22 protein-coding genes and 2 pseudogenes are annotated in these 21,686 nt (G+C 71.7%); 16 read left to right on the top strand and 8 right to left on the bottom strand.

Features of this window, described 5'->3' with window-relative positions; all coding sequences use genetic code 11:
• Positions 1–61 precede the first annotated feature (61 nt).
• Entirely contained in the window at positions 62–1,072 is a 1,011-nt protein-coding gene (locus ACFYY7_RS23115) for a TauD/TfdA family dioxygenase (RefSeq protein WP_388664017.1), read from the bottom strand.
• Between the two features lie 244 nt (positions 1,073–1,316).
• Between ACFYY7_RS23115 and ACFYY7_RS23110 the strand changes: the two genes are divergently transcribed.
• Positions 1,317–2,156: a 4'-phosphopantetheinyl transferase family protein gene (locus ACFYY7_RS23110; RefSeq protein WP_388664015.1), complete on the top strand. Its 840-nt coding sequence runs from the start codon at positions 1,317–1,319 to the stop codon at positions 2,154–2,156.
• A complete protein-coding gene (locus ACFYY7_RS23105; RefSeq protein ID WP_388664013.1) occupies positions 2,153–2,767 on the top strand; it encodes a hypothetical protein in 615 nt (204 codons plus the stop codon). The genes ACFYY7_RS23110 and ACFYY7_RS23105 overlap by 4 nt, the downstream gene beginning before the upstream one ends.
• Before the next feature lie 35 nt (positions 2,768–2,802).
• Here ACFYY7_RS23105 and ACFYY7_RS23100 read toward each other — a convergent pair whose 3' ends face one another.
• Positions 2,803–4,641: a BTAD domain-containing putative transcriptional regulator gene (locus ACFYY7_RS23100; RefSeq protein WP_388664011.1), complete on the bottom strand. Its 1,839-nt coding sequence runs from the start codon at positions 4,639–4,641 to the stop codon at positions 2,803–2,805.
• A gap of 220 nt (positions 4,642–4,861) precedes the next feature.
• Between ACFYY7_RS23100 and ACFYY7_RS23095 the strand changes: the two genes are divergently transcribed.
• Positions 4,862–5,515, top strand: a complete 654-nt coding sequence (locus ACFYY7_RS23095; RefSeq protein ID WP_388590967.1) for a cutinase family protein — start codon at positions 4,862–4,864, stop codon at positions 5,513–5,515.
• An 85-nt stretch (positions 5,516–5,600) separates the two neighbouring features.
• Here ACFYY7_RS23095 and ACFYY7_RS23090 read toward each other — a convergent pair.
• The 4 genes and pseudogenes from ACFYY7_RS23090 to ACFYY7_RS23075 form a co-directional block, all read right to left on the bottom strand.
• Positions 5,601–6,660 (bottom strand): annotated as a pseudogene (locus tag ACFYY7_RS23090) (BTAD domain-containing putative transcriptional regulator).
• A 158-nt stretch (positions 6,661–6,818) separates the two neighbouring features.
• A complete protein-coding gene (locus ACFYY7_RS23085) occupies positions 6,819–7,178 on the bottom strand; it encodes a VOC family protein (protein ID WP_388664010.1) in 360 nt (119 codons plus the stop codon).
• 19 nt (positions 7,179–7,197) lie between these two features.
• Positions 7,198–7,638: pseudogene (locus tag ACFYY7_RS23080) on the bottom strand (ABC transporter permease); the annotation flags it as partial.
• A 33-nt stretch (positions 7,639–7,671) separates the two neighbouring features.
• Positions 7,672–8,151 (bottom strand): winged helix-turn-helix transcriptional regulator, encoded by a 480-nt coding sequence (locus ACFYY7_RS23075; RefSeq protein ID WP_388664008.1) that lies wholly within the window; start codon positions 8,149–8,151, stop codon positions 7,672–7,674.
• Positions 8,152–8,266: 115 nt separating this feature from the next.
• On the opposite strand from ACFYY7_RS23075, the gene ACFYY7_RS23070 reads away from it, so the two are divergent.
• Together ACFYY7_RS23070 and ACFYY7_RS23065 are read left to right on the top strand one after the other, a co-directional pair.
• Positions 8,267–9,484: an MFS transporter gene (locus ACFYY7_RS23070; protein WP_388664006.1), complete on the top strand. Its 1,218-nt coding sequence runs from the start codon at positions 8,267–8,269 to the stop codon at positions 9,482–9,484.
• A gap of 97 nt (positions 9,485–9,581) precedes the next feature.
• Positions 9,582–10,268: a lysophospholipid acyltransferase family protein gene (locus ACFYY7_RS23065; RefSeq protein WP_388664220.1), complete on the top strand. Its 687-nt coding sequence runs from the start codon at positions 9,582–9,584 to the stop codon at positions 10,266–10,268.
• On the opposite strand, the gene ACFYY7_RS23060 is transcribed toward ACFYY7_RS23065, so the two are convergent.
• Entirely contained in the window at positions 10,259–10,948 is a 690-nt protein-coding gene (locus ACFYY7_RS23060) for a TetR/AcrR family transcriptional regulator (protein ID WP_388664004.1), read from the bottom strand. The two genes, ACFYY7_RS23065 and ACFYY7_RS23060, sit on opposite strands and share 10 nt — an antisense overlap.
• Before the next feature lie 153 nt (positions 10,949–11,101).
• Here ACFYY7_RS23060 and abc-f point away from each other — a divergent pair, with 153 nt between their 5' ends.
• The 3 genes from abc-f to ACFYY7_RS23045 all read left to right on the top strand — a co-directional run bounded on the left by abc-f (position 11,102) and on the right by ACFYY7_RS23045 (position 14,686).
• Positions 11,102–12,721 carry a ribosomal protection-like ABC-F family protein gene (gene abc-f, locus ACFYY7_RS23055; RefSeq protein ID WP_388664003.1) on the top strand — a complete coding sequence of 540 codons (1,620 nt, stop codon included), beginning with the start codon at positions 11,102–11,104 and terminating at the stop codon, positions 12,719–12,721.
• Positions 12,722–12,875: 154 nt separating this feature from the next.
• The gene (locus ACFYY7_RS23050) at positions 12,876–13,466 is read left to right on the top strand and encodes an isochorismatase family protein (RefSeq protein WP_388664001.1); all 591 of its coding nucleotides are present in this window, start codon (positions 12,876–12,878) and stop codon (positions 13,464–13,466) included.
• Between the two features lie 155 nt (positions 13,467–13,621).
• Positions 13,622–14,686, top strand: a complete 1,065-nt coding sequence (locus ACFYY7_RS23045; RefSeq protein WP_388663999.1) for a DUF6879 family protein — start codon at positions 13,622–13,624, stop codon at positions 14,684–14,686.
• A gap of 36 nt (positions 14,687–14,722) precedes the next feature.
• Here ACFYY7_RS23045 and ACFYY7_RS23040 read toward each other — a convergent pair whose 3' ends face one another.
• Positions 14,723–16,294 carry a class I tRNA ligase family protein gene (locus tag ACFYY7_RS23040; RefSeq protein WP_388663997.1) on the bottom strand — a complete coding sequence of 524 codons (1,572 nt, stop codon included), beginning with the start codon at positions 16,292–16,294 and terminating at the stop codon, positions 14,723–14,725.
• A 334-nt stretch (positions 16,295–16,628) separates the two neighbouring features.
• Here ACFYY7_RS23040 and ACFYY7_RS23035 point away from each other — a divergent pair, with 334 nt between their 5' ends.
• The 8 genes from ACFYY7_RS23035 to ACFYY7_RS23000 all read left to right on the top strand — a co-directional run bounded on the left by ACFYY7_RS23035 (position 16,629) and on the right by ACFYY7_RS23000 (position 21,661).
• Positions 16,629–17,303, top strand: a complete 675-nt coding sequence (locus ACFYY7_RS23035) for a class I SAM-dependent methyltransferase (protein ID WP_388663995.1) — start codon at positions 16,629–16,631, stop codon at positions 17,301–17,303.
• A gap of 102 nt (positions 17,304–17,405) precedes the next feature.
• Positions 17,406–18,119: a HEAT repeat domain-containing protein gene (locus tag ACFYY7_RS23030; protein WP_388664218.1), complete on the top strand. Its 714-nt coding sequence runs from the start codon at positions 17,406–17,408 to the stop codon at positions 18,117–18,119.
• A gap of 3 nt (positions 18,120–18,122) precedes the next feature.
• The gene (locus tag ACFYY7_RS23025) at positions 18,123–19,124 is read left to right on the top strand and encodes a MerR family transcriptional regulator (RefSeq protein WP_388663993.1); all 1,002 of its coding nucleotides are present in this window, start codon (positions 18,123–18,125) and stop codon (positions 19,122–19,124) included.
• A 168-nt stretch (positions 19,125–19,292) separates the two neighbouring features.
• The gene (locus ACFYY7_RS23020) at positions 19,293–19,874 is read left to right on the top strand and encodes a sugar O-acetyltransferase (RefSeq protein WP_388663992.1); all 582 of its coding nucleotides are present in this window, start codon (positions 19,293–19,295) and stop codon (positions 19,872–19,874) included.
• A gap of 13 nt (positions 19,875–19,887) precedes the next feature.
• Positions 19,888–20,445: a TetR/AcrR family transcriptional regulator gene (locus ACFYY7_RS23015; protein WP_388663990.1), complete on the top strand. Its 558-nt coding sequence runs from the start codon at positions 19,888–19,890 to the stop codon at positions 20,443–20,445.
• Positions 20,446–20,543: 98 nt separating this feature from the next.
• Entirely contained in the window at positions 20,544–20,639 is a 96-nt protein-coding gene (locus tag ACFYY7_RS23010; RefSeq protein WP_351253291.1) for an LPXTG cell wall anchor domain-containing protein, read from the top strand.
• Positions 20,632–21,237, top strand: coding sequence for an RNA polymerase sigma factor (locus ACFYY7_RS23005; RefSeq protein ID WP_388663988.1), 606 nt, complete (start codon positions 20,632–20,634; stop codon positions 21,235–21,237). The genes ACFYY7_RS23010 and ACFYY7_RS23005 overlap by 8 nt, the downstream gene beginning before the upstream one ends.
• The gene (locus ACFYY7_RS23000; protein WP_388663986.1) at positions 21,227–21,661 is read left to right on the top strand and encodes a hypothetical protein; all 435 of its coding nucleotides are present in this window, start codon (positions 21,227–21,229) and stop codon (positions 21,659–21,661) included. Before ACFYY7_RS23005 ends, ACFYY7_RS23000 begins: the two co-directional genes overlap by 11 nt.
• Positions 21,662–21,686: the final 25 nt, after the last annotated feature.

The raw sequence follows: 21,686 nt of genomic DNA, 5'->3' as shown, positions 1-21,686 counted from the left end.
GGTGCGGGGGCCGGCCCCTCGGCCTGCCTGGCGGATACGCACGTCGCGTGCGCGGGCCCGCTCAGCCGAGGACCGCACCGTTGCCCGCCCGGTCCACCCGGCTGCGCCGGTGGTCCAGGTGCGCGTAGACCCGGTGCAGCCAGCGGTCCGCACCGTCGTAGGCCGGAGTGAACGACGTACGGCCGTGCACCGCGAGGCGGTTGTCGACGACGGCCAGGTCGCCGACGCGCAGCGACAGCGCCGACATCGTCTCCATGAACGCGTCCCGCAGCTCGGCCATGGCGTGCCGGGCCTCGTCGTCCAGCGGATGCGTGGCGGAGAAGTCCACCAGCACATTGGGGTCCTCCGGGTCGCCGTTCAGCACCGCGTGGGCGGGCGTCACGCTGTCCAGGGTGCCGAAGGACGGAGGCGGCTCGGTCAGGAACCGCGGCTCGGAGAGCACCGCCCGCGTCTTCTCGGAGAGCAGCGGAAGCGCGCGGCGGATGGAGGACGTGCACAGCTTCGCATCGCCCGTCGGGTCCTCCCGCACACACAGCAGACCCACGAAATCCGGGCGGTTGTCATGGAATGCGTTCTCGATGTGGAGTTCGAGGAGAACGGAACCCGCATTGCTCTGCGAGGACTCGCTCCCCGGAACGGGAACGACATTCTGCACTAGCGCGCCGGTCTTTTCGTTACGGAATGCTATGACCTCTCCGAGATGCAGCATCGCGGTGGTGATGACGGAAGCGGCGACCGTGGGAAGACGCTCCACCGACCCCTTCACGGCCGGCGTCGGACGCAGCGGGTCGTCCGCCACCACCGGCAGGTTGCGCAGCAGCAGGACCCCGTCGGGGCCCGCGTCGTGACGGAACGCGCGCAGCGCCGAGAGCAGCCTGCGAGGAAGCTGTACGGAGGCCTCACGCGCGGCGTCCAGCCAGCGGAGATCGTCGATCCTGCCGTCCGCGGACCCCTTCGGGATCAGCTGCTCGGCGACGGCGACGAGTGCGTTCTGCTCGGCCTCCGTCAACTCCACGACGGTGCCTGCCGCCACTGCCGAAAGCGGCAGGGAAAGCGTATGGGTCTCGGACATGTGGACATCCTCGGGTCGGTCGGAAATTACCGTCCCAGTCTCCGAGTGAGTGCTATCGCGACCCTACGGGGAATTCGGGCCCAGGCACCTGCCCGGACACATATAGACGACCCGTAGCCGCCGGGCGGACGATCGCACCGTGGCATTTCTGTCCGCACGGTCGGCCGGGCGGAGGAACCGGAGGCCACGGGAAGACGCGAGAGGTCGACAAGGACCGTGAAGGAATAAGGAATGGGGGCAGTCCATGGCGTTCGTACCCGGAACACCGAAGAGCACCGGGACCCAGCAGCCTTCCCGGGCAGCGCCCGGGACACCGGATCTCGCCGGTGCGGCCCACGTCTGGTGGTGGCATCCGCCGCAGCGGGTCGTCCCCGACGATCTGGCGCTGCTCGGCACCGACGAATTCCACCGCGCGCTCACCCTGCTGGCCGAGCGGGACGTGGCCGCCTTCGTGCACACCAGGGCCGGGGCGCGCCGCGCCCTGTCCGAACTACTGCTCGTGGCACCGCAGTCCATCGAGCTGGGCCGGCGCCAGTGCCCCGGCTGCGGGGACCTCGGGCACGGCCCGCCGGTGATCGAACACCCCGAGGTGCCGTGGGCGATCAGCATGTCCCGTACCGCGGGGTGCGGTGTCTTCGCGCTCGGTGAGGGCCACGCCATCGGAGTCGACGTCGAGGCCGTACGGCCCATGCGCCAGCCCTCGTTGTACGACTCGGTGCTGACCGACAACGAACGCGCACACCTGCTGACGCTGCCGCCCGGACCGGCACGCGACGCGGTGTTTCACCGCGTCTGGACGCGCAAGGAGGCCGTCGTGAAGGCGGCCGGGCTGGGACTGGTGGGCACCGCGCTGAATGAGCTGGAGACCTGGCCGGCCCGTCACGGACCGGTCCGCGTACTGCACACGCACTCCGGCCGCACCACCGTCTGGTCGGTCCAGGACCTGCGGCTCGACGACCGGGTGGCCGCCGCCATCGCCCGCCCGCCCGGTGGCGCTCCGCCCGGTCCCGTTCACATCCACTCCGTACTCGGCCCGCCCGGGGAAACCGATGCGCCCGACACCGAAGGAAGCCGACCGTCATGACGACGCAGCCCCTGGAGACCGCCCCGATGGCTCCGGCCGCTCCGGCCCCCCGGGCCGCCTACGCCGATGAACTCGCCGACCGCAGCACGCTCGCCGCCGACATCGGGGAGCTCGACGGCAACGCCGGGCAGCTCGACGCCGGCCTCGGGGCGCTCGACGACACCGAACTGACCGGATACTTCGCCGAGCTCGCCGCCGCCGTCGAGCAGGCGGACCCCGGGCCCGCCGCACGCGGCGGCTGGGAGGAGCGCGAACGCGTCCGGGTCTCCGTCTGGGTGCGTACCGCCTACGAACACCCCCTGTCCGCCGCCGTGTTCGGCCGCCCCGGCGGCCCGGTCGCCCACGAGGTGCGGGCCGCCCAGGCCGCCGAGCTCGGCTTCCGTATCGATGTCGGCCGGGGCCGCGCCGTACCGGCCAAGCCCTCCGCCGAGGTCCGGGCCGTCGCCGCCGTCGCCGCGATGTGGGCGGTCACCGCGACCGCCTTCGGCACCGCCGCCCGGCCGCCCCGCGAACGCGTCGTCGCCGACGCGTGGACCGTGGTCCGCGAGACCATCACCCCCGCGCTCGTCCCCGAGATCCCGACGTACTCCTGGACCCGCGGGACGTGGTGACACCACGGACGACGGCGACTTCCCGGCCACCGCGGTCACCCGACCGCGGTGGCGCTGTCGTGCGCGGCGGGCGAACGCCGGGCGGGGGAGACCGGGCCGAAGGCCGCCGGGTCCAGCGACGCCGCGTACAGGAGGACCAGCTCATGGCACCGGTACAGCGGCAGCCCCTGCGGATCGAGCCCCGAGAGGTCGAGCAGCGCGGTGTCCACCAGCGACTCCAGCACCCGCTCGGTCTCGTCTTCCGACACCGCGAGCCGCACCGAGGCGTCCCGGGCCGAGAACGGCTCCGTACCGGCACCGGACAGCGCCCTGAGCGCCTGCGGGGCCCCGGCGGCCATGCGCCGTACCGAAGGCAGCAGCGCCGCCCGCACGTCCAGATCACCGAAGGACAGCTCGGCGAGCCGCTCCGCCGGATCGGCGAGCCGGTCCGCGAACCGGCGGGCCGGCCACGACGGCCGCGCCGCGAGCCGGGCTCCCACCACGGCGAGCGCCAACGGCAGCCCCCCGCAGTACGCGACCAGGTCGTCGGCCGAGTCCGGATCGTCCCTCAGCCGCTCCTCACCGGCCGCCGCCGCCAGCATCGCCAGGGACTCGTCGCCGTCCAGCGGCGCGAGCGCCACGGTGTCCGCCCCGGCCACCCGGGCCAGCCGGGCCCGGCTCGTGATCAGCACGGCCGCCTGCGGACTCGCGGGCAGCAGCGGCGCCACCTGGAGGTCGCCGACCGCGTCGTCGAGCACGACGAGGAGCCGCTTGCCGGAGGTCCGGGCACGGTAGAGCCGGACCAGCTCGTCGCGGTCGAAGGCGCGCGAGTTCCCGTCGAGACCGGGCTCGCCCAGTGCCCGCAGCAACCGCACCAGCACCTCGCCGGCGTCCTTGGGCGTGCCGTCCTGATCGCACAGCTCGGCGAAGAGCTGACCGTCGGGGAAACGACCGGCGCTCTCCTCGGCGGCCCGCACGGCCAGCGCCGTCTTGCCCACCCCGGCCATCCCGGTCACCAGCAGACGCCGGGGCCGGTTCGTCCCGGCCGCCAACCGCGAGGTCAGCAGGGACAGTTCCGCGGACCGGCCGACGAAGCCGCAGTCGGCGGCCGGAAGCATGGTGGGCACATCGGACCGCCCCCGCGCTGCCCCTGCACCTCGCAACCCCAACTCCCCGCCCAGCACCGCCTGGTACGTCGCCCCGAGCACCTCGCCCGGGTCCACCCCCAGCTGATCGACGAGCACCTTGCGCCCCTCGTAGTACGTCTGGAGGGCATCGGCCTGCCGCCCGCACCGGTACAGCGCGGTCATCAGCTGGGCGCGCAGCCGCTCCCGTACGGGATGTTCGGCGACCAGGCCCGTCAGCTCGGCCGTCACCTGCTCGTGCATCCCCAGCGCGAGATCCGCCTCGATACGGTTCTCCAGCGCCAGCATCCGCGCCTCCTCCAGTTGCGGCAGCTCCGCCTCCAGAAGGAACTCGGTCACGTTCGACAGGGCCGGACCACGCCACCACCCGAGCGCCTCGGTCAGCAGCGCCTGGGCATCGGCGTGACGCCGCTCCCGCAGCGCCTCGCGGCCGAGCCGGTCGAGCCGCTCGAACTCGACGACATCGATCCGGGCCCCGGGCGCCCGCAGCACGTATCCGGGCTGCCGCCGCACGATCTCGACCTCGTCACCGAGCAGCTTGCGCAGCCGCGACATGTACGTATAGATCTGCGCGCTCGCGGTGACGGGTGGGTCCCACCCCCACAGCAGCGCGCCGAGTCTGGAGTCCGAGACGACCCGCCCGTGTGCGAGCAGCATCGCGGCAAGGACCGTGTGCACCTTGGAACCGGACAACGCGATCCAGTCCCCGTCACGCCGGGCCTCCACCGGCCCGAGAATCCGGAAGTCCATGCGGCAAACCCCTTTCAGGTCTGAGCCTCCTGCATGGAACCCGAAGGTAGGCGGCGCCCTTATCCATGGGTTATCGCCGTCGGCCGGACACCGATACCGCCCGCCGGAGCCCGGTTTCATCGCGATGTCATCGACCGCTGCCACTGTCTTCCTCGACCCGGGCCGGCCGCGTACCGCACCGGAATGCGGCCGCGTCGGCCAACCACATGCGGAGGACGGAATGCGAACAAGAAGGATCGCGGCCGCGGCAGCCGGTCTGCTGATGACAGCCGGGCTCTCGGTGGCACAGGGGACCACGGCACAGGCGGCGGCTCCGTGCGACGGCACCTACACGATCGTGGTCGGGGGCACGGGCAGCTCCTGGAACAACGACGGCTTCTACGGCAACATCCAGCAGCACGTCGGGTACCCCACCACGATCCCCAACGGCGCGAGCGCCCGCGCGGGCGTCAACGAGCTGAACCGGCTGGTCCGCGACCAGCGCGCTGCGTGCCCCGGCCAGCACGTCAAGATGGGCGGGTACTCCCTGGGTGCCGCGGTGGTGCACATCTGGGTCACCGAGAACTGGCAGACGTTCGACAACGTCAACGCCATCCTCATCGCTGACCCCAAGCGCCAGGGCAACCCCGGTGCCAACGGCGGATCCGTGCCCTTCGGCGGAATCGTCGGCGCACCGCTCGCCGGTGCCGACAAGTTCTTCGGCAACATTCCGGTCAAGACCATCTGCCACTGGGACTACGTCTGCGACGAGTCCGCCGGCATCTGGACGTACCCGGCCAACCACGTCAACAACTACCCCGAAGACTTCAACATGGACCACCACAACGACAGCGCCAACGAGCAGTGGTACAACGGCGCCTGGTACCCCGCGTAACCACGGACGCCCTTCACCGTCTGTCGGTGGCCGGGACAACCGGCCGCCGACAGACGGTGATCCGCCGCCGACGCCCCGGGCCCTATCACGGCGTGATAGCTCTGAGCCCGGCCTCGTCCCCGCACAGAATCATCCGGTACGTCTGCCGCAGCAGTCGGCCGGGACGAACCCCCAGGTCATCGGCGAGCCGCCGACGGGTGCGAGCGAACACGGCCACCGCGTCGGCCTGCCGCCCGTCGCGGTAGAGCGCACGCATCAGCATCGCCGCCACCGACTCGTTCAAGGGATGCGCAGCGAAGAAGGCGGACAGCTCGGCGACCGCCTCGGAGTGCCGGCCCAGCCGCAGCTGCCACTCCGACTTCCGCTGCACGACGGCGATCCTGCGCTCGGTGAGCCGCAGCCGTTCCAGTTCGGCGAACGGTCCGGGCAGACCGGCCAGCGGTTCCCCGCGGAACAGCTCCAGCGCCCGGGAGCACAGCCGGACCGCCTCGGCCGTCTCTCCCGCCCGGTCGGCCGCCCCGGCCTCGGTGACCAGCGCCTCCATCCGCGCCACGTCCACCTCGACCCCACCGGCGGCCAGCCGGTAGCCGCACCGGCCGTGCTCGATCAACGGGTCGGGGCCGCCGTCCCCGAGACGCAGCTTCTTGCGTAACCGGTAGATGTACACCGGCACCACATTGGTGACCGGCGGCTCCAACCCCCAGACCCCGTCGAGCAGTTCCTGCTGACTGACCGCCCGGCCCGTGCACAGTGCCAGCGCCGCCAGTACGGCCTGCTGGCGCAGATGCCCAGGATCCAGGGTCCCGCCCGCCCCGCCGCACCTCCAGCGGCCCGAGCACGGAGATCTCCGCCTTCGGCCCGCCCGCCGCCCGCAGCACCGGGCCCGCCGCCTGCGGACGGGGACCGCAACCGGGCACGACCAGGCCGCAGTCGAAGGCGTGGACGATGGCGGCGGCCCGGTCCCGCAGCCCGAGCTTCACGAGGATCCGCGCCAGATACCCGGCCACGGCGTCCTCGGAGACGGCGAGAGCGGCAGCGATCTCGTCGTTCCGCAGCCCGCAGCCGACCGCGTGGAGCACTCTTCGCTCCTGACGCCCGAGCAGTGCGGCGATCGGCCGGCGGCGGGTCGTGGCGGTCGTCGGCATCGCTGCTCCCCGGGCTCCGGACTGGTCGTTCTGGCGGGCGCCGTCGAAAAGCTAGTGGCGGGAGTGCCGAACGAGGCATCCGGAACGATCCGGAGTGACAGGCGCCGGGCGCAGCGAGCCGGGCGGGACTTCACGGAACGGACACGGCCCAGGGGCTCTCAAGGGCCCTCGATGCCGACGACGGTCCCGAACGGGTCGCGCAGCTGGGCGATCCGTCGCCCCGGTTCGATGACCAGCGGGCCCCGGTGGTGCTCGCAGCCGGCCGCCAGCAGCCGCTCGCGTACCCGGTCGAGGTCGTCCACTCCCCAGTACACGACCGGGCTGCCGCCCCGGGGGTTGCGCTCGTCGTCGGCGGGGTGGAAACCGACCTCGACCCCGCCGATCTCCACCCAGGCGTAGACGTCCCCGGCGTCGCTGACGTCCATCCTCATGGGGACGTCCAGCAGCTCACCCCACCAGCGGGCCGACGCCTCGGGGTCCAGGGCGAAGGTCATCACGGTACGTACGCTGTGGAACAAGGCCCACCTCCACCACCGATTATCGGTCGAGCCTCCGGAACCGCCGTACGGCCAGGGGCAGGAAGACCGCCGTCAGCAGCACCGGCCGCGCCACCGCCATCAGCATCGCGTGCTGCTCGATCCAGGAGCCGCCGCCGACCGGTGTGCCGAACAGTTCCCGGGTGGCCGCGGACGTGGAGGAGACGGGGTTCCAGGCCGCGACCGGGCCCAGCCGGCCGGGCATGAGCTGCGGGGCGACGAAGATACTGGAGACCATCGTCAGCGGGTACGCCACCGCGAACAGCCCGCCCGCGGCCTCGGGGTTGGGCACGAGCAGCCCGAGCCACACCCCGATCCAGATCAGCGCGAACCTGAACCACAGCAGCAGTCCGAAGGCGGCGAGGAAGCCCCAGCCCCCGTCCGGCCGCCGGCCCATGGCCATCGCGGTGAGCATCATGATCCCCAGCTCGGCACTCGCGACGCGCACGGCACATGCGGCGCGCGCGAAGACCGCTCACCGGCCCGGCGAGCGGTGGGGCGTCGTGGAGCCATCGAGTTTGGTGACGACCGTCTCGTCCGGGGTGAGGAGCCGTCCGTCCTGCGCGCGGACCTCCAGCGGGAGCAGGGGGAGGCCTTCGCGGCGATCGGTCAGTTCCGAGTGGGGCTCACCGGGTTCGAAGAACCGTGCCTCGCCCCACTGACGCAGCGCGACGATGACGGGGAAGAGCTCCCGGCCCTTCTCCGTCAGCTCGTACTCGTGGTGGGCGCCGCCGTCGGGCGCCGGTACCGAGACCAGGATCCCGCCCGCGACCAGGGTACGCAGCCGGGCGCTCAGGATGTTCTTGGCTACCCCGAGACTTCGCTGGAACTCGCCGAAGCGCCGGCTCCCGTCGAAGGCGTCGCGCACGATCAGCAGCGACCACCAGTCGCCGATCGCGTCGACCGATCGCGCGACCGGGCAGTCGCTGTCGTCGAACCGGGTCCGTTTCACCACGTCGTCCTCCTTCGCGGCCGACCGGCCGTCCATGACGGTTGCAACATGCTACCAGTCACCTCTACGGTCACAGGTAGCAACATGCAACCGAAACCGGACTGCTGGAAGGGCCACCATGAACCAGGCGACATCCACCGCCGTACTGCCCCGCGGCGCCACCGCACTGTTCGCGGTCGCCTGCGGAACCGCGGTCGCCAACGTCTACTTCGCCCAGCCACTCCTGGTGGCCCTCGGCAACGAGTTCGCGATCTCCCCGGCGGCACTCGGCACCATCGTCACCCTCACGCAGATCGGCTACGGCCTGGGCCTCTTCCTCATCGTTCCGCTCGGCGACCTGCTCGCCCCCCGACGGCTGATCACGACGCAACTGCTCCTCCTGGCCGCCGCGCTCCTCTTCGTCGCAACCACGACCACGGCCACGGCGCTCCTCGTCGGGATGGCCGCCCTGGGGATGCTCGCCGTCGTCACACAGTCCCTCGTCGCCTGCGCCGCCTCCTTCACCGAGCCCGCCCGCCGCGGCCGTGTCGTCGGCGTCGTCACCAGCGGCGTCGTCACCGGCATCCTGCTCGCCCGTACCGTCTCCGGACTGCTCGGCGACCTCGCGGGCTGGCGCTCGGTCTACCTCACCTCCGCAGCGCTGACCTGCGTGTCGGCCCTCGCGCTACACCGTGTCATTCCCCCGCGCGGCACACCGGCGCCCGCACTGGGATACGGGCGCCTGCTCACCTCCACCGTCCGCCTGTTCACGCGCGAACGCCTGCCGCGCCTGCGCGCACTGTTCGCGCTCCTCGTCTTCGCCGCCTTCAGCACCCTCTGGAGCAGCGTCACCCTGGTCCTCAGTGATCCCCCCATGTCCCTGCCGTCGACCGCGATCGGCGCGTTCGGGCTGCTCGGCGCCGCCGGGGCCCTCGCCGCCAACGTCGCGGGCCGCCTCAACGACCGCGGCCACGCGAACCGGACCACCGGCTTCGGCCTGGCCCTGCTGACCCTCTCGTGGCTGCCCCTCGCTCTCACCCGGCAGTCGCTGTGGGCCCTCGCGGCGGGAGTGATCCTTCTCGACCTCGCCGTACAGGCCGTACACGTCACCAACCAGAGCCTGATCCACGCGCTGCACCCCGACGCGGGAAGCCGGCTCATCGGCGGATACATGGTCTTCTACTCGATCGGAAGTGCCGTCGGGGCCCTCGCCGCGACGACCCTGTACGCCGCGGCGGGCTGGAGCGCGGTGTGCGTACTCGGTGCCGGATTCAGCGGCCTCGCCCTCGTCCTCTGGGCATTCACCAGGAACGGTGCCGCCCGACCGGTGGAGAGGCGGGAACGATGCATCGCCTGAAGCCAACAGGATCCGAATATGAGTACGACGACTCAGGCCCCGGCCGTACCCGGTCCCGACGATGAGGACCAACACCGCCGAGACCGGGAGACCCTTCATGCTCAGCCCCTTCGCCGACGTCCTGGTGCCCGCGTTCGGCCGCCTGACGGTGACCACCGACCCCGGCACCGAACTCGCGCCCGGCAGCATCATCGCCGCGAACCACACGTCCTTGGCGGACCCCGCGATCGTGACCGCCGCCCTGCACCGGCTCGGCGCCGAGCCGGTCATCATGGCGGCCGCGGGGCTGTGGCGCGTCCCGCTGCTCGGCCGTGCGCTCGCCCGCGAAGGACACATCCCGGTCATCCGCGGAGACCGGCGCGCCGCTGCCGCGCTGGACGCCGCTGCAAAAGCCCTGGAGCAGGGGCGGCTGCTCCTCATCTACGCCGAGGGTGGCCTGCCCCGCCGCAGGGACGCCGCGGAAGCGGCACCCGGCGCCTTCCGCAGCGGCCTGGCCCGGCTCGCCGAACGCACCGGCGCCCCCGTCATACCCGTGGGCCAGGCCGGAGCCCGCCGGATCACCTCGGGCAGCACCGCCAAGCAGCTCGCCGGTCTGGTCACCGCCCCGCTGCGCCGACCGGACCTTCATGTGCACGTGGGCGCGCCGCTGGAGTTGACCGGCGACCGAGCCGCCCGGACGGCACGGGCCCGGACCGCGGTGACCACCGCGTGGCGCACGGCCGCCGCCCACCTGCGCGAGCCCGCCGCGCGCGGCAGCCGCGCCCGGACGGGGTCTCAGGTGTGAACCTCCGGCGGGGGCTCGGCGAAGGCGCCGGCGGCTGCGGCGAGGGCGGCGGTTCTGGCCGCGTGGCCCGGCAGTTGCGGGTCGTACGGCGTGCGGAGAAGCACCAGCTGGTGGTAGAGCGGCGCGGTGGCGGCGATGAGCAGTCGCCGGGCGTCGGTGCGCGGCGGGAGTTCGCCGCGCCGGACGGCCCGGCCGACGACGATCTCGCAGCGGGCGTACCGGTCCTCCCACAGCCGCCGCTGGGCCTTTGCGGCCTTCTCGGAGCGGAACGAGGCGGCGATCAGGGCCGCCATGACCGGTGGCTGTGCGCTCATGCCCGTCTGGATCTCCTCGTTCAGCGCTGTCAGGTCGCCTTCCAGCGAACCGGTGTCCGGCGGCTGCCAGTCGTCGTCACCCGCCGCGTCGAGCACGTCGGCGAGCAGGCCGCCGACGTCCCCCCAGCGCCGGTAGACAGTGGTGCGGTGCACCCCGGCGCGGGCGGCGACGGCGTCCGTGGTGAGCCCGTCGTAGCCGTGTTCGGCCAGCTCCGCGAGGGCAGCGTCGAGCACCTGCGCACGGATACGGGCGGTGCGGCCCCCGGGCCGGCGCCGGGGCGCCGGTGGTGGCCGGGTGCCGTTCGGTCCCGTTTCCGGCTCTGGTTCCGGCTCCGGTTCCGGCTCAGGGGCTGCGGGAGGCGTCATGGGTAAATCCGATTGCTCCAGGGGTGAAGGTATGGCAGCATCTTAAAGCATCAGTTGTCGCACTAGTGGAGTGATCGATGTTCTTCCAAAGCATTCGCCCGGCCACGCGGCCCCTCGCGGCCGCCTCATTCCCGAATGCTCTGGAGACCCCGTATGCCCACACAGATCACCGCGCTCGCCGTCAGCAAGTCCTTCGACGGCAGGCCCGTCCTTGATGCGGTGACCTGCTCGCTCGCCGCCGGCGAGCGCACCGGGATCATCGGGGAGAACGGATCCGGCAAGACCACCCTGCTGCGCCTGCTCGCCGGGCACGAACAGCCCGATGAGGGCGAGGTCGTGGTCCAGGCCACCGGCGGCGTCGGCTATCTCTCCCAGGACGAGCGGACAGACCCGCGGGCAACCGTCCAGCAGATCATCGACCGCGCCCTGAGCGACCTGCGCGCCGTCGAGCGGCGCATGCGGCGACTTGAGGCCGCGATGGCCGACGGCGACGCGTCGGGCCTGGCCGAGTACGGCGAACTGATGACGCTCTTCGAACTGCGCGGCGGCTACGACGCCGACGCCCGGGTGGAACGTGCTCTGCACGGCCTCGGCCTGGGACTGGTCGGCCGTGACCGCAGCGTGGGCAGCCTGTCCGGCGGCGAGCGGGTCAGACTGCGGCTGGCGGCCCTGCTGGCCGCCGCGCCGGAGGTACTGCTGCTGGACGAGCCGACCAACCACCTCGACGACGGCGCCCTGACCTGGCTGGAGGAACACCTCCGCACCCGCCGGGGCACCACGGTGGCGGTCTCCCACGACCGGGTCTTCCTCGAACGTGTCGCGACCAGCCTGCTGGAGGTGGACGCCGACCGGCGCCGCGTCGTCCGGTACGGCAACGGCTACTCCGGCTACCTCGCCGAGAAGGCCGCCGCCCGGCAGCGCTGGGCCCAGGCGCACGACCAGTGGCGGGCCGACACCGACCGGCTCCGCGAGGCCGCCGCGACCACCGCCCGCCAGGTGGCTCCGGGCCGTCCGATGAAGGACGGCAACAAGATGGCCTACGACCGGGCGGGCGGCCGGGTACAGCAGTCCCTGGCCAGTCGGGTGCGCAACGCCGAGGAACGGCTGCGCCGCCTGCTCGCCGACCCGGTCCCGCCTCCGCCGGAGCCGCTGCACTTCACCCCGGTACTGCGGACCCGCCGCCTGGTGGGTACCGTCCTCGACGCCGCCGGCATCGGCGTCACGGACCGGCTCGACCGTACGAGCCTCACCGTCGCGGCGGGTGAACGCCTGCTGATCACGGGGCCGAACGGAGCGGGCAAGAGCACTCTGCTCCGCGTCCTGGCCGGGGACATCGCTCCCCACAGCGGGAGCGTCACCCGGCGCGGCAGGATCGGCTACCTCCCCCAGGAGCCACAGCCCGGGGAACCGGACGAGACGGTGCTGGCCGCCTTCGCCCGCGGCCGGGCCGGGCACCCCGCCGAGCACGCCGAACAGCTGCTGTCCCTGGGCCTGTTCGACCGCGACCAGCTCACGGTGCCGGTCGGCCGGCTGTCCACCGGGCAGGCGCAGCGTCTGGCCCTGGCGCGACTGCTCAGCGAGCCGTCCGAGGTCCTGCTGCTCGACGAACCCACCAACCACCTGTCGCCCGCTCTCGTCGAGGAGCTGGAGACCGCCCTGGCCGACTACGACGGCGCCCTCGTCGTCGTCAGCCACGATCGCCGGCTGCGCCGACGCTGGCGGGGTGCCCACCTGGCCATGCGGGCGACCGAGACGTCCGCCGCCAAGGCCTGACGCCCCCGGCTCCACCGACCGCGTTGCGGTGCGTGCCGCGCTGGTCGGGTGAATGACCGGCGAGTGGTGCGCCCCGTCCGACGGCGGCAGGGCGACCATCGAGTGAATCGCCGTGTCCGATGAATCGCTGTATCCGAAGGGAAAGGCTCTTCCCATGCGTCGTGCACTGATCGTCGTCGATGTGCAGAAGGACTTCTGCGAGGGTGGCAGCGTTCCGGTGAAGGGCGGTGCGGACCGGGCCGCCGCCATCGCCGAGCTGCTCGGGCACTCGGACGGGCAGTACGCCTTCGTGGTCGCCACCCGTGACCACCACATCGACCCCGGCACCCACTTCTCCGAGAACCCCGACTTCCAGGAATCCTTTCCCGTGCACTGCGTCGTCGGCAGTGAAGGAGGCGAGTTCCACCCGGACTTCGCGCCCGCCGTCGAATCCGGGCACGTCGACGAGGTTGTCTTCAAGGGCGCGAACTCCGCCTCGAAGAGCGGTTTCGAAGGCTTCACCCAGGACGGTACGACGTTGTCCGACTGGCTGAGAGCCCGCGATGTCACCGATCTCGACATCGTGGGGATCGCAACCGATCACTGCGTGAAGGCCACCGCGCTGGACGGAGCACGAGCGGGCTTCACGGTGCGGGTCCTGCTCGACTACACCGCTGGTGTCGCCCCCGGCACCACGCGCACCGCACTCGACGAGCTACGCCGGGCCGGTGTCGCGCTGAGCGGCGAACCTGTCGTCCATGCCTGATCGGGTCGGCGCACCCGCCCCGAGCCGAGGGCCGGGCCTCGGGGGCCCGGCGTCGAGCGGTCTGATCTTGAAATAGGCCCACCCATAGAATTCGGACGACATCCCACGCGAAGTGGGCTTCGCGTGGGAGATGTTCATCCGAGGGGGGCTACGCGGTGACCGCTGCCAGAGCGAGCACGTCGGGGACACGCCCCGACGACCCGGCACTCGCGCTCTACCAGGAACTGCGGCTCCGTGGCGCGGCCAGCTTCGACGAGGCCGTCGCCGAACTGGACCTCGGCCCGAGCGAGCGTGAGCGTTGCCGTCGCGATCTTCTGAACCTGGGCCTGATCGTGCCCACGGGCACCGAGCACGACAACGGGCTCGCGCTCGCCTCCGGCAGCGCACCCGAAGCGGAGTCCGACACCGTGGCCGTGGTCAGCCCCGAAATGGCGCTGATCAAGCTCCTGGAGAGCGAACGCGGCCGCCTCGCCGAGGACCTGCGCCACGCCGAGGAGGTCAACGGCCGGCTGGAGTCGCTGGCCACCCGTTTCCTGCGCGCCGAGGTCCTCGCACCGTCCGCCGAGGTCGAGGTCGAAGTCATCACCGACTACCGGCGCATCCAGCAGGTCCTGGAGGACATCACCGAGACCGTCGAGCACGACCTCTGCGCGCTGCAGACCCAGATCAGCCACAGCCGCGAGATCCCCGAGCGGACACTGTCCCGCGACCGCCGCCAGATAGCCCGGGGGACGAGGGTGCGCTACATCGTCTCCAGCACGAGCTCCGGTACTCCGCAGGGCATGGAGCACCTCACGGAGAAGGTGGCCGCGGGAGCCGAGGTACGGGTGGCCGCGGACCTCCCGATGAACATGATCATCGCTGACGGGCGGTTCGCCCTGGTACCGATGGACCCCGACCATCACGACGCGGGCGCGATACTGGCCCGCGGCCCGTCGCTCGTACGCTCGTACCGTGCCTGGTTCGAACAGTGCTGGCGCAGCGCGGTCCCCTTCGAGCAGCGGCGAGGTGACCAGCAGGACGCCGCCAGCCTCACCGACCAGCAGCGCGCCATCCTGCGGATGCTCGCCACCGGGATGAAGGACGAGCAGATCGCCCGCAACCTCGGCGTCTCGCTGCGCACCGTCAGCCGTATGCTCTCCGAACTGATGCAGGAGCTGGGGGCTTCGAGCCGCTTCGAGGCCGGGGTACGGGCGATGCGGCTCGGCTGGGTCGACTGAACACCCGCGAACGGCCTGTGGCTCCGCGCCGAGGCGTCAGAAACCGAAGACCGACTCCTTGGGCGCCACGACCGGCGTCCCGTGCGGCGGCGGCTCAAGCGCTTCGACACCGACCGGACGGCCGGCCGGCACCCGGAGTACCGCGGCGAGCCGGTCCGCACCCTCCGGCATGACCGGCCGGGCCCAGGAAGTGAGCGCGGACGCCACACTCAACTGGGCCGAGATCAAGGCGAGATGCCGCTCGTCACGACCGGGCCTGTGACGTTCGTACGAACCGGCCTCGGCGAATCCGGTGACCGACCGGACGACCTCGTCGAGCAACGCCACCGCCCGACGGGGATCGAACCCCTCGACACCGTACGCCTGCCGCAGATCGGCGACCGCGGCCGTCAGCCGCCGCAGCTCCGTATGCCAGCCGGGCCCGCCCGGTGCGACATCCGGCACACGGCCACCGCACTCGGCCCGGACATCCGCGAACAGGGCGCTCAGCCAGGCGTTCCACGTACCGTCCAGCACCTGCCGGGTACGCTCCAGCCGCTCCGGACGGAACCCGGACCGGCGCTCCGCGCCGGAAATCTCCAGGACATGCCGCCTGACCGTGTCCGAACCGAACTCATTGAGCAGGTCCAGTGCCCACAGACCCGCTCCACCGTCCGGCGCCAGCCGGTAGACCTCTCTGGTCACATACGTCTGGTCCGGCTTGACCCCTCGCTCCATCAACAGCGCGGGCAGCAGCACGGCATCGTAGAAGGCATGCCCGAGACCGTGGAAGCGGACCGCACGGCCGGGCAACGGCTCCTCACCGGCACCGTGTCCGCACAGCTGCAACGCGACCGCCTCGAACTCCGCGTCGACCACCTGGTCCTCGAAACCCTCCACCCGCACCGGCACACCCCAACGCCCCGGATGCGAGACGGGCACGTCCGGCAGCCCCTCCTCGGCCAGCCCCTCGCACAGCGCGGCGACCCGGGAGGGCAGCCCGCCCCTGTCCCAGTGGGCGGCGAGGTCCGCACGGAAGGGCTCCAGGAGCAGGTACAGCCGACGCACCCGCCGCAGGCCGGCGCCCGCCCCGCACCGTGAACACCGTGGATCCCTCAGGTCACCCCCCTCACCGGGGCGCCCACAGGCACGGCACGCGCCCGCATGAGTGAGAGTGCCGCAGTGCGGGCATCCGCCGGTGACCTGAACGCCGTGGAGCCAGCGCCCGCACGGCTCGCAGTACGGCAGGGGGCGCACCCGCGGCACGACTATCCCCTCGGCGTGCAGCCGGCAGACGACGTTCTGCACCCAGCGGCTGCAGCCGCCCGGATGCTGCGGCCGGGCGATGTGGTCGAACTCGACGCGTGCCCGCACCAGATCGGCCTCTATGGCCACACCGTGCCCGTCGGCCACATCGGCCGGCGTCCTTCCCGTGGACAGCGCCCTCAGCTCCACGGAACCGGCGTGGTCCGCGATGCCGGTGGTGAACAGCACGCTCTCGCCATCGGCACGCAGGAACCGGGCCAGGACGTCCGCCGCGACGTAGGGACCGGCCAGATGCCCGAGGTGAAGTTCGCCCCGGGGAACGATCGGAGTCGCGGTGATCCACAAGGATGCGGCCCCGGCCACGCCGCCACATCGCCGCGTCTCTGTCCCGCAGCCCGGCGATGGAACGCCGGGAGAGATCGTTTCCTGGCCGCGCAAGAAGCCGTTCCGCATGGATATCCGTCCTGGAGATCAGTCAGTACACACGCCGGCACCGGCTGTCCCGCCCGTGCCGCAAGAACCCGTCCTCCACCAGCCTGGCAAAACAATCGCGGCTCGGGCGGGGCCCGGAGCGTGCGTGTTCACGCCGTGACGTGGATACGCCACGGGGTCCGGTCCGACGCCGCGATGGGACCGGACCCCGGTCCGGATCGCGATTCCCCGGCTTGTCCCGGTGCCAGGCACTACGGTCGTGGGCATGATCGAACACGATGCCCTCAGTGCCACCAGCGAGGCCTACGACGCCGCCGCCCCCCTGTACACGCAAATGTTCCGCGACGAGCTGCGTGACAGGCCCTTGGACCGCGCGTTTCTGGGCGCGTTCGCCGAGGCCGTGAGTGCGGGTGGGGGCGGTCAGGTCGCAGATCTGGGGTGTGGACCTGGTCATATCACCGCTCACCTGGATGAACTGGGACTGGCGGTGTTCGGCGTCGATGGCTCTCCCGCGATGATCGAGACAGCTCGGCAGGCCTACCCGGGCCTGCGGTTCGACGTGGGCTCGATGGCCGCGTTGGACATCGCTGACGGCGTGCTGGGAGGCGCACTTTCACGGTGGTCCATCATTCACACTCCGCCGCGAGAACTCCCCGCCATCTTGCGGGAGTTCCACCGTGTGCTGGCACCCGGCGGCCACATTCTGGTCGGCTTTTCGGCCAGCGACGACCCGTCCCACCCGACGCAGGTCTTCGACCACGCCGTCGCTCCCGCCTATCGATGGTCGCCGGATCACCTCGCCGCGATGCTGCGCACGGCCGGTCTGGCCGAGGTGGCCCGGATGGTTCGCGAGCCCCAGCCCACCGACCGGCGGCAGTTCAAGGAGATTCACCTGCTCGCCCGCAAACCGGAGGCAGGGGCTGCCCGGTCGACCGCATGACCGACACCGGGAAGCAGCAGGTGGCAGGTGCTCGCGCGGTGGGTCCTGTTTGACCTTGACACGGTGGCAGGGTCTTCACTGCTTGCCGAGGAGGTGGTCTCGATGACGGTCACGGGACAGGACACGGACGGGGCACGAATGCTCCAGGGGCTGGAGGACGGCAGTTCGTCCGTGCGGCTGCGGGCCGCCCTGGCGGTCGGTACGGCGCCCGACCCGCGCTACGTCGAAACGCTCATCGAGCGATGCGCGATCGAGCCCGAGTTCTTCGTCCGCGACATGCTGACCTGGGCACTCACCCGCCATCCGGTGTCCATGACGCTCCCGGCGCTGGTCCGCGAACTCCGTTCGGAGCGTGCGCAGGCCCGGAGCCAGGCGCTGCACACACTGTCCAAGATCGGGGACCGGCAGGCGTGGCCGGCGATCACCCGGACGCTCTTGTCCGACCCCGACGACGAGGTGGCGCGGAGCGCTTGGCGGGCCGCGGTCGTACTCGTACCGGAGGGCGAGGAGCCCGCCCTGGCCGTGGCGCTGGCGACGCAGCTCGGGCGCGGTGGGCGGGAGACGCGGCTGAGTCTCAGCCGGGCGATGGTCGCGCTGGGCGCAGTGATTCTGCCGGCTCTGCACGCCGCGACAACGGCCCCTGACCCGCAGGCACAGGCCCACTCGCGGCCACACGCACGCCCGCAGGCACACGTGCACGCACACGCACTTGCCACGGAACGGCTGCTGCGCGACCCGGACGCCGGGTTCGAGTTCGCGATCGAGGAGGCGAAGCGCGTCGTGGCCCTCGGTGGGTCCGGCCAGGAGGGACGATAGGGCGTGTTGATCGGTGAGGTGGCGCGACGGTCCGGGGTAAGTGCCCGCATGCTCCGGCATTACGAGTCGCTCGGCCTGGTGCGGCCTTCGGGCCGTACGGGCTCCGGATACCGGGAGTACTCCGGGGAGGACATCCGGCGGATCTTCCACATCGAGAGCCTGCGGTCACTGGGGCTTTCCCTGCGTGAGATCGGGCGAGCACTCGACGATCCCGGCTTCACGCCCTCGGCGCTCGTCGGCGACCTCATCCGCCAGACGCGCGAACGCATCGCGGCCGAGACGGAGTTGCTCACGCGGCTCCGCCGGATCGATGCCGCGGACCCCACCGACTGGGAGCACGTCCTCCAGGTCGTTTCTCTCCTCCAGGCGCTGGGGTCGAAGAGCGCCGACGCGCGCCAGCGCGCGGCTCTCTCCTCCGTCGACGAGGCTCCGGTGCCGGTGGAGGCCCTGGTCGATGCGGCACTGAGCGAGACGGAGCCGAACGTCGCCGGAGCCATTCGATGGGCGCTGGCGCGATCGGGCGACGGCGGTTCGGCACTGCTGGCGCAGGGCCTCGAATCGCCGGTGGCGGCGGTGCGGGAACGCGCCGTTCAGTCCCTCGCCGAGATGCCCGGGGGTGAGGCTGCCGCGCACCTGCGGGACGCCCTCGCGAACCCCGACGCCGTGGTCCGCGGGTACGCGGCTCTGGCGCTCGGGACACGTGGAGCGGCCGATGCGGTACCGACGCTCATCGACATGATCGTGGAGGGCAGGAACGACACCGATGCGGCCGACGCCCTGAGCGTGCTGGCGGACGACACCGCGACGGCGGACCGGATCGCGACCGGGCTCGTCGACCGACTTGCCCAGGACACGACTGAAGCGCCCGCACGCGGACGGCTGACCCAGGCACTGGCGGGCATCCCGGGGACGACGGCCTCACGGGCCCTCGTGGAGCTGTCGCACGACGAGGACCGTGCCGTCGCGCTGACTGCGACGTACCTTCTCCGGCTGCGCGACGGGTGAGCCTGCGGTTCATCAGCGGGACGAGCAGTGCCGCGGCGGAACTTCTCAGGTTTCGTACGGCGGCGCAGGCTGGTTCCGCACCGCGTCCGACCGGCTGATGATCCGCCGGAGTTCGTCTTCGAAGCCTGGAGTGTACGATCGTACGCTCCAGAGCCTACGATCATCCCCATGCAGACGGACTACTTCGCACAGGACCCCCGCACCAACCTCGAACGCATGCTGGCGGGCGACCTCTACATCGCCGACGACCCCGAGATCGCCGACCGCCAGCAGCAAGCGGTACGCCTGGCCGCCCACTACCAGGCCGCCTACACCGAAGACGCGGGCGCGGCCCAGCCCGTCCTTGCCGAACTCCTCGGGGCGGTAGGGGACGAGGTCCACGTGCGGCCGCCGCTGTACGTGGACTACGGGAGCAACATCACGATCGGGGCGCGTACCTTCGTCAACTACAACTTGACCGCCCTGGACGTCGCGGCCATCACCATCGGCGAGGACTGCCAGATCGGCCCCAACGTCCAGCTGCTCACCCCGACGCACCCCCTGGAGCCGAAACCCCGCCGCGACAAGCTGGAAGCCGCCGAGCCGATCACCATCGGCGACAACGTATGGATCGGCGGAGGCGCGATCGTCCTCCCCGGCGTGACCATCGGGGACAACTCCGTCATCGGCGCCGGCGCCGTCGTCACCAAGGACATCCCCGCGGGTGTCGTCGCCGTCGGCAACCCCGCCCGCCCCGTCCGCACCCTCTGAGGCCGCGACGACCATGGCCACCGGACACACCGACCCACAGCGTCGCGAACGCATCCTCACCGCCACGCTCGACCTCATCGCCGAGGAAGGCACCGCCGGTGTCTCCCACCGGAAGATCGCTGCCCGCGCAGACGTTCCCCTGGGCTCGATGACCTACCACTTCAGCGGGATCGACGAGGTGCTTCGGGAGGCGTTCCGCCACTTCACCGAGCACGTGGTCGCGCTGTTCGACACCCACCTCGCCGCTCCGGCCGACCGCGACCAGGCAAGGGAAGCGGTGGTCGACCTCATCCACGCCCTGTCCGACGGAAGCCGACGCGACCTCGTCCTCACCCACGAGCTCTACACCCTCGCCGCCCGACGGCCCTCCTACCGGGAACTCACCCACGAATGGATGGCCCGCAGCCGCGGCCACCTGGAGAAACACTTCGACCCGGACACGTCCCGCCAACTCGACGCCCTCATCGAGGGCCTGACCCTCCATCGGGCCCTGGCCACGGAACCCCACGACCGCGCGCTCACCCTAGACGCCGTCACGCGCATCACCGGGCCCTCCGGGGCGACCACCTGAGGCCGTATTTCTGGCCAGGGTGAATCCTTCTGTGCCCGCCGCGCCTCTCATGGGCGTGCGGACGACCGCGTCCGCCCCGCACTCACCAGGAGGACCACATGACCACCGTCATCATCGCCGCCGCGGCCGGCGCGCTGCTGCTGTGCGCGTGCACCGTCACGCTGCTGCGCCGCCGGAGGCGTCAGCGTGGCTGACCACACCTGGCCCGGCGCGACGCTGGTCGCCGCGGCGCAACGCGGCGACGTCGAGGCGCTCACCTCGTTGGTGTACGGCTCCTACCCGCACGTACACCGGTTCGCGCACACGCTGTGTGCCACACCCCAGGACGCCGAGGATGCCGCCCAGGAAGCGCTGATCATCCTCTACCGCAAGATCGGCATGCTGCGCGCCTCCGGGGCGCTGGCATCGTGGATGTTCCGGATCGTCCGCAACGAGTGCCTGCGCCGCACCCGCGCCCTGCTCCACCGCGTACCGGCCGACGAACACGGCCGGCTCGGCACGTCGGACCGGTTCGACGCGTTCGGGGGCACCTCGCGGTCCGCCGAGGAGGACGTCCTGCTGCGTCTGGAGGCCGAACGCGTCGCGGCGGCCGTCGCGGCCCTGCCCATGGACCAGCGGCAGGTGCTGGTCATGCGGGACATCCAGGGCCTGCCCGGCCGCACCGTCGCCGACCGGCTCGGACTGAGCACCGCCGCGATGAAGTCCCGCCTGCACCGGGCCCGTTCGGCAGTACGCGAGGTACTGAGCGAGGAACCTGCCGTGATGAGGGGAACCAACAACGATGACATCTGACTCGACCACGGTGCCACGCACCGCCACGCCCGGCTACAAGTCCAGTTCCACGCTCGGTTCCCAGCCCGGTTCCACAGTCGTCGTGGGCGCCGCTGGCGCCGTCGGCGTACGAGACGCGCGGGTGCGCGGCGGTTTCGCCAGCGACAGCGTCCCGCGCCATCTGGCCCGCGGCGCCGTCGGGTTCGGTGCGCTCGTAGGGTCCCTGGCCCTGTTGCCGGTCGTCGGCCCGGCGAGTCTTCTGCTCGCGCCGGTCGGCCTGGTCGCACTGCGCGGCTGCCCGATGTGCTGGGCGATCGGCCTCGTGGAGACCGTCTCGGCCGGGCGGCTGCGTCGGTCCTGCGTGGACGGGAGGTGCGAACTGACCCACGCCAGGTCCCAGGGGCCGGCGCCAAAGCGATCTCGGGTCGCGGACCACGGCGGGTGATGCGACCGTCCCGGGCGCGGAAGGG

This window comes from Streptomyces sp. NPDC001933 (assembly GCF_042890955.1).
GTDB lineage: Bacteria > Actinomycetota > Actinomycetes > Streptomycetales > Streptomycetaceae > Streptomyces.
Note: the sequence above shows the minus strand (reverse complement) of the source record. Positions and strands in the feature narration are given on the sequence as shown.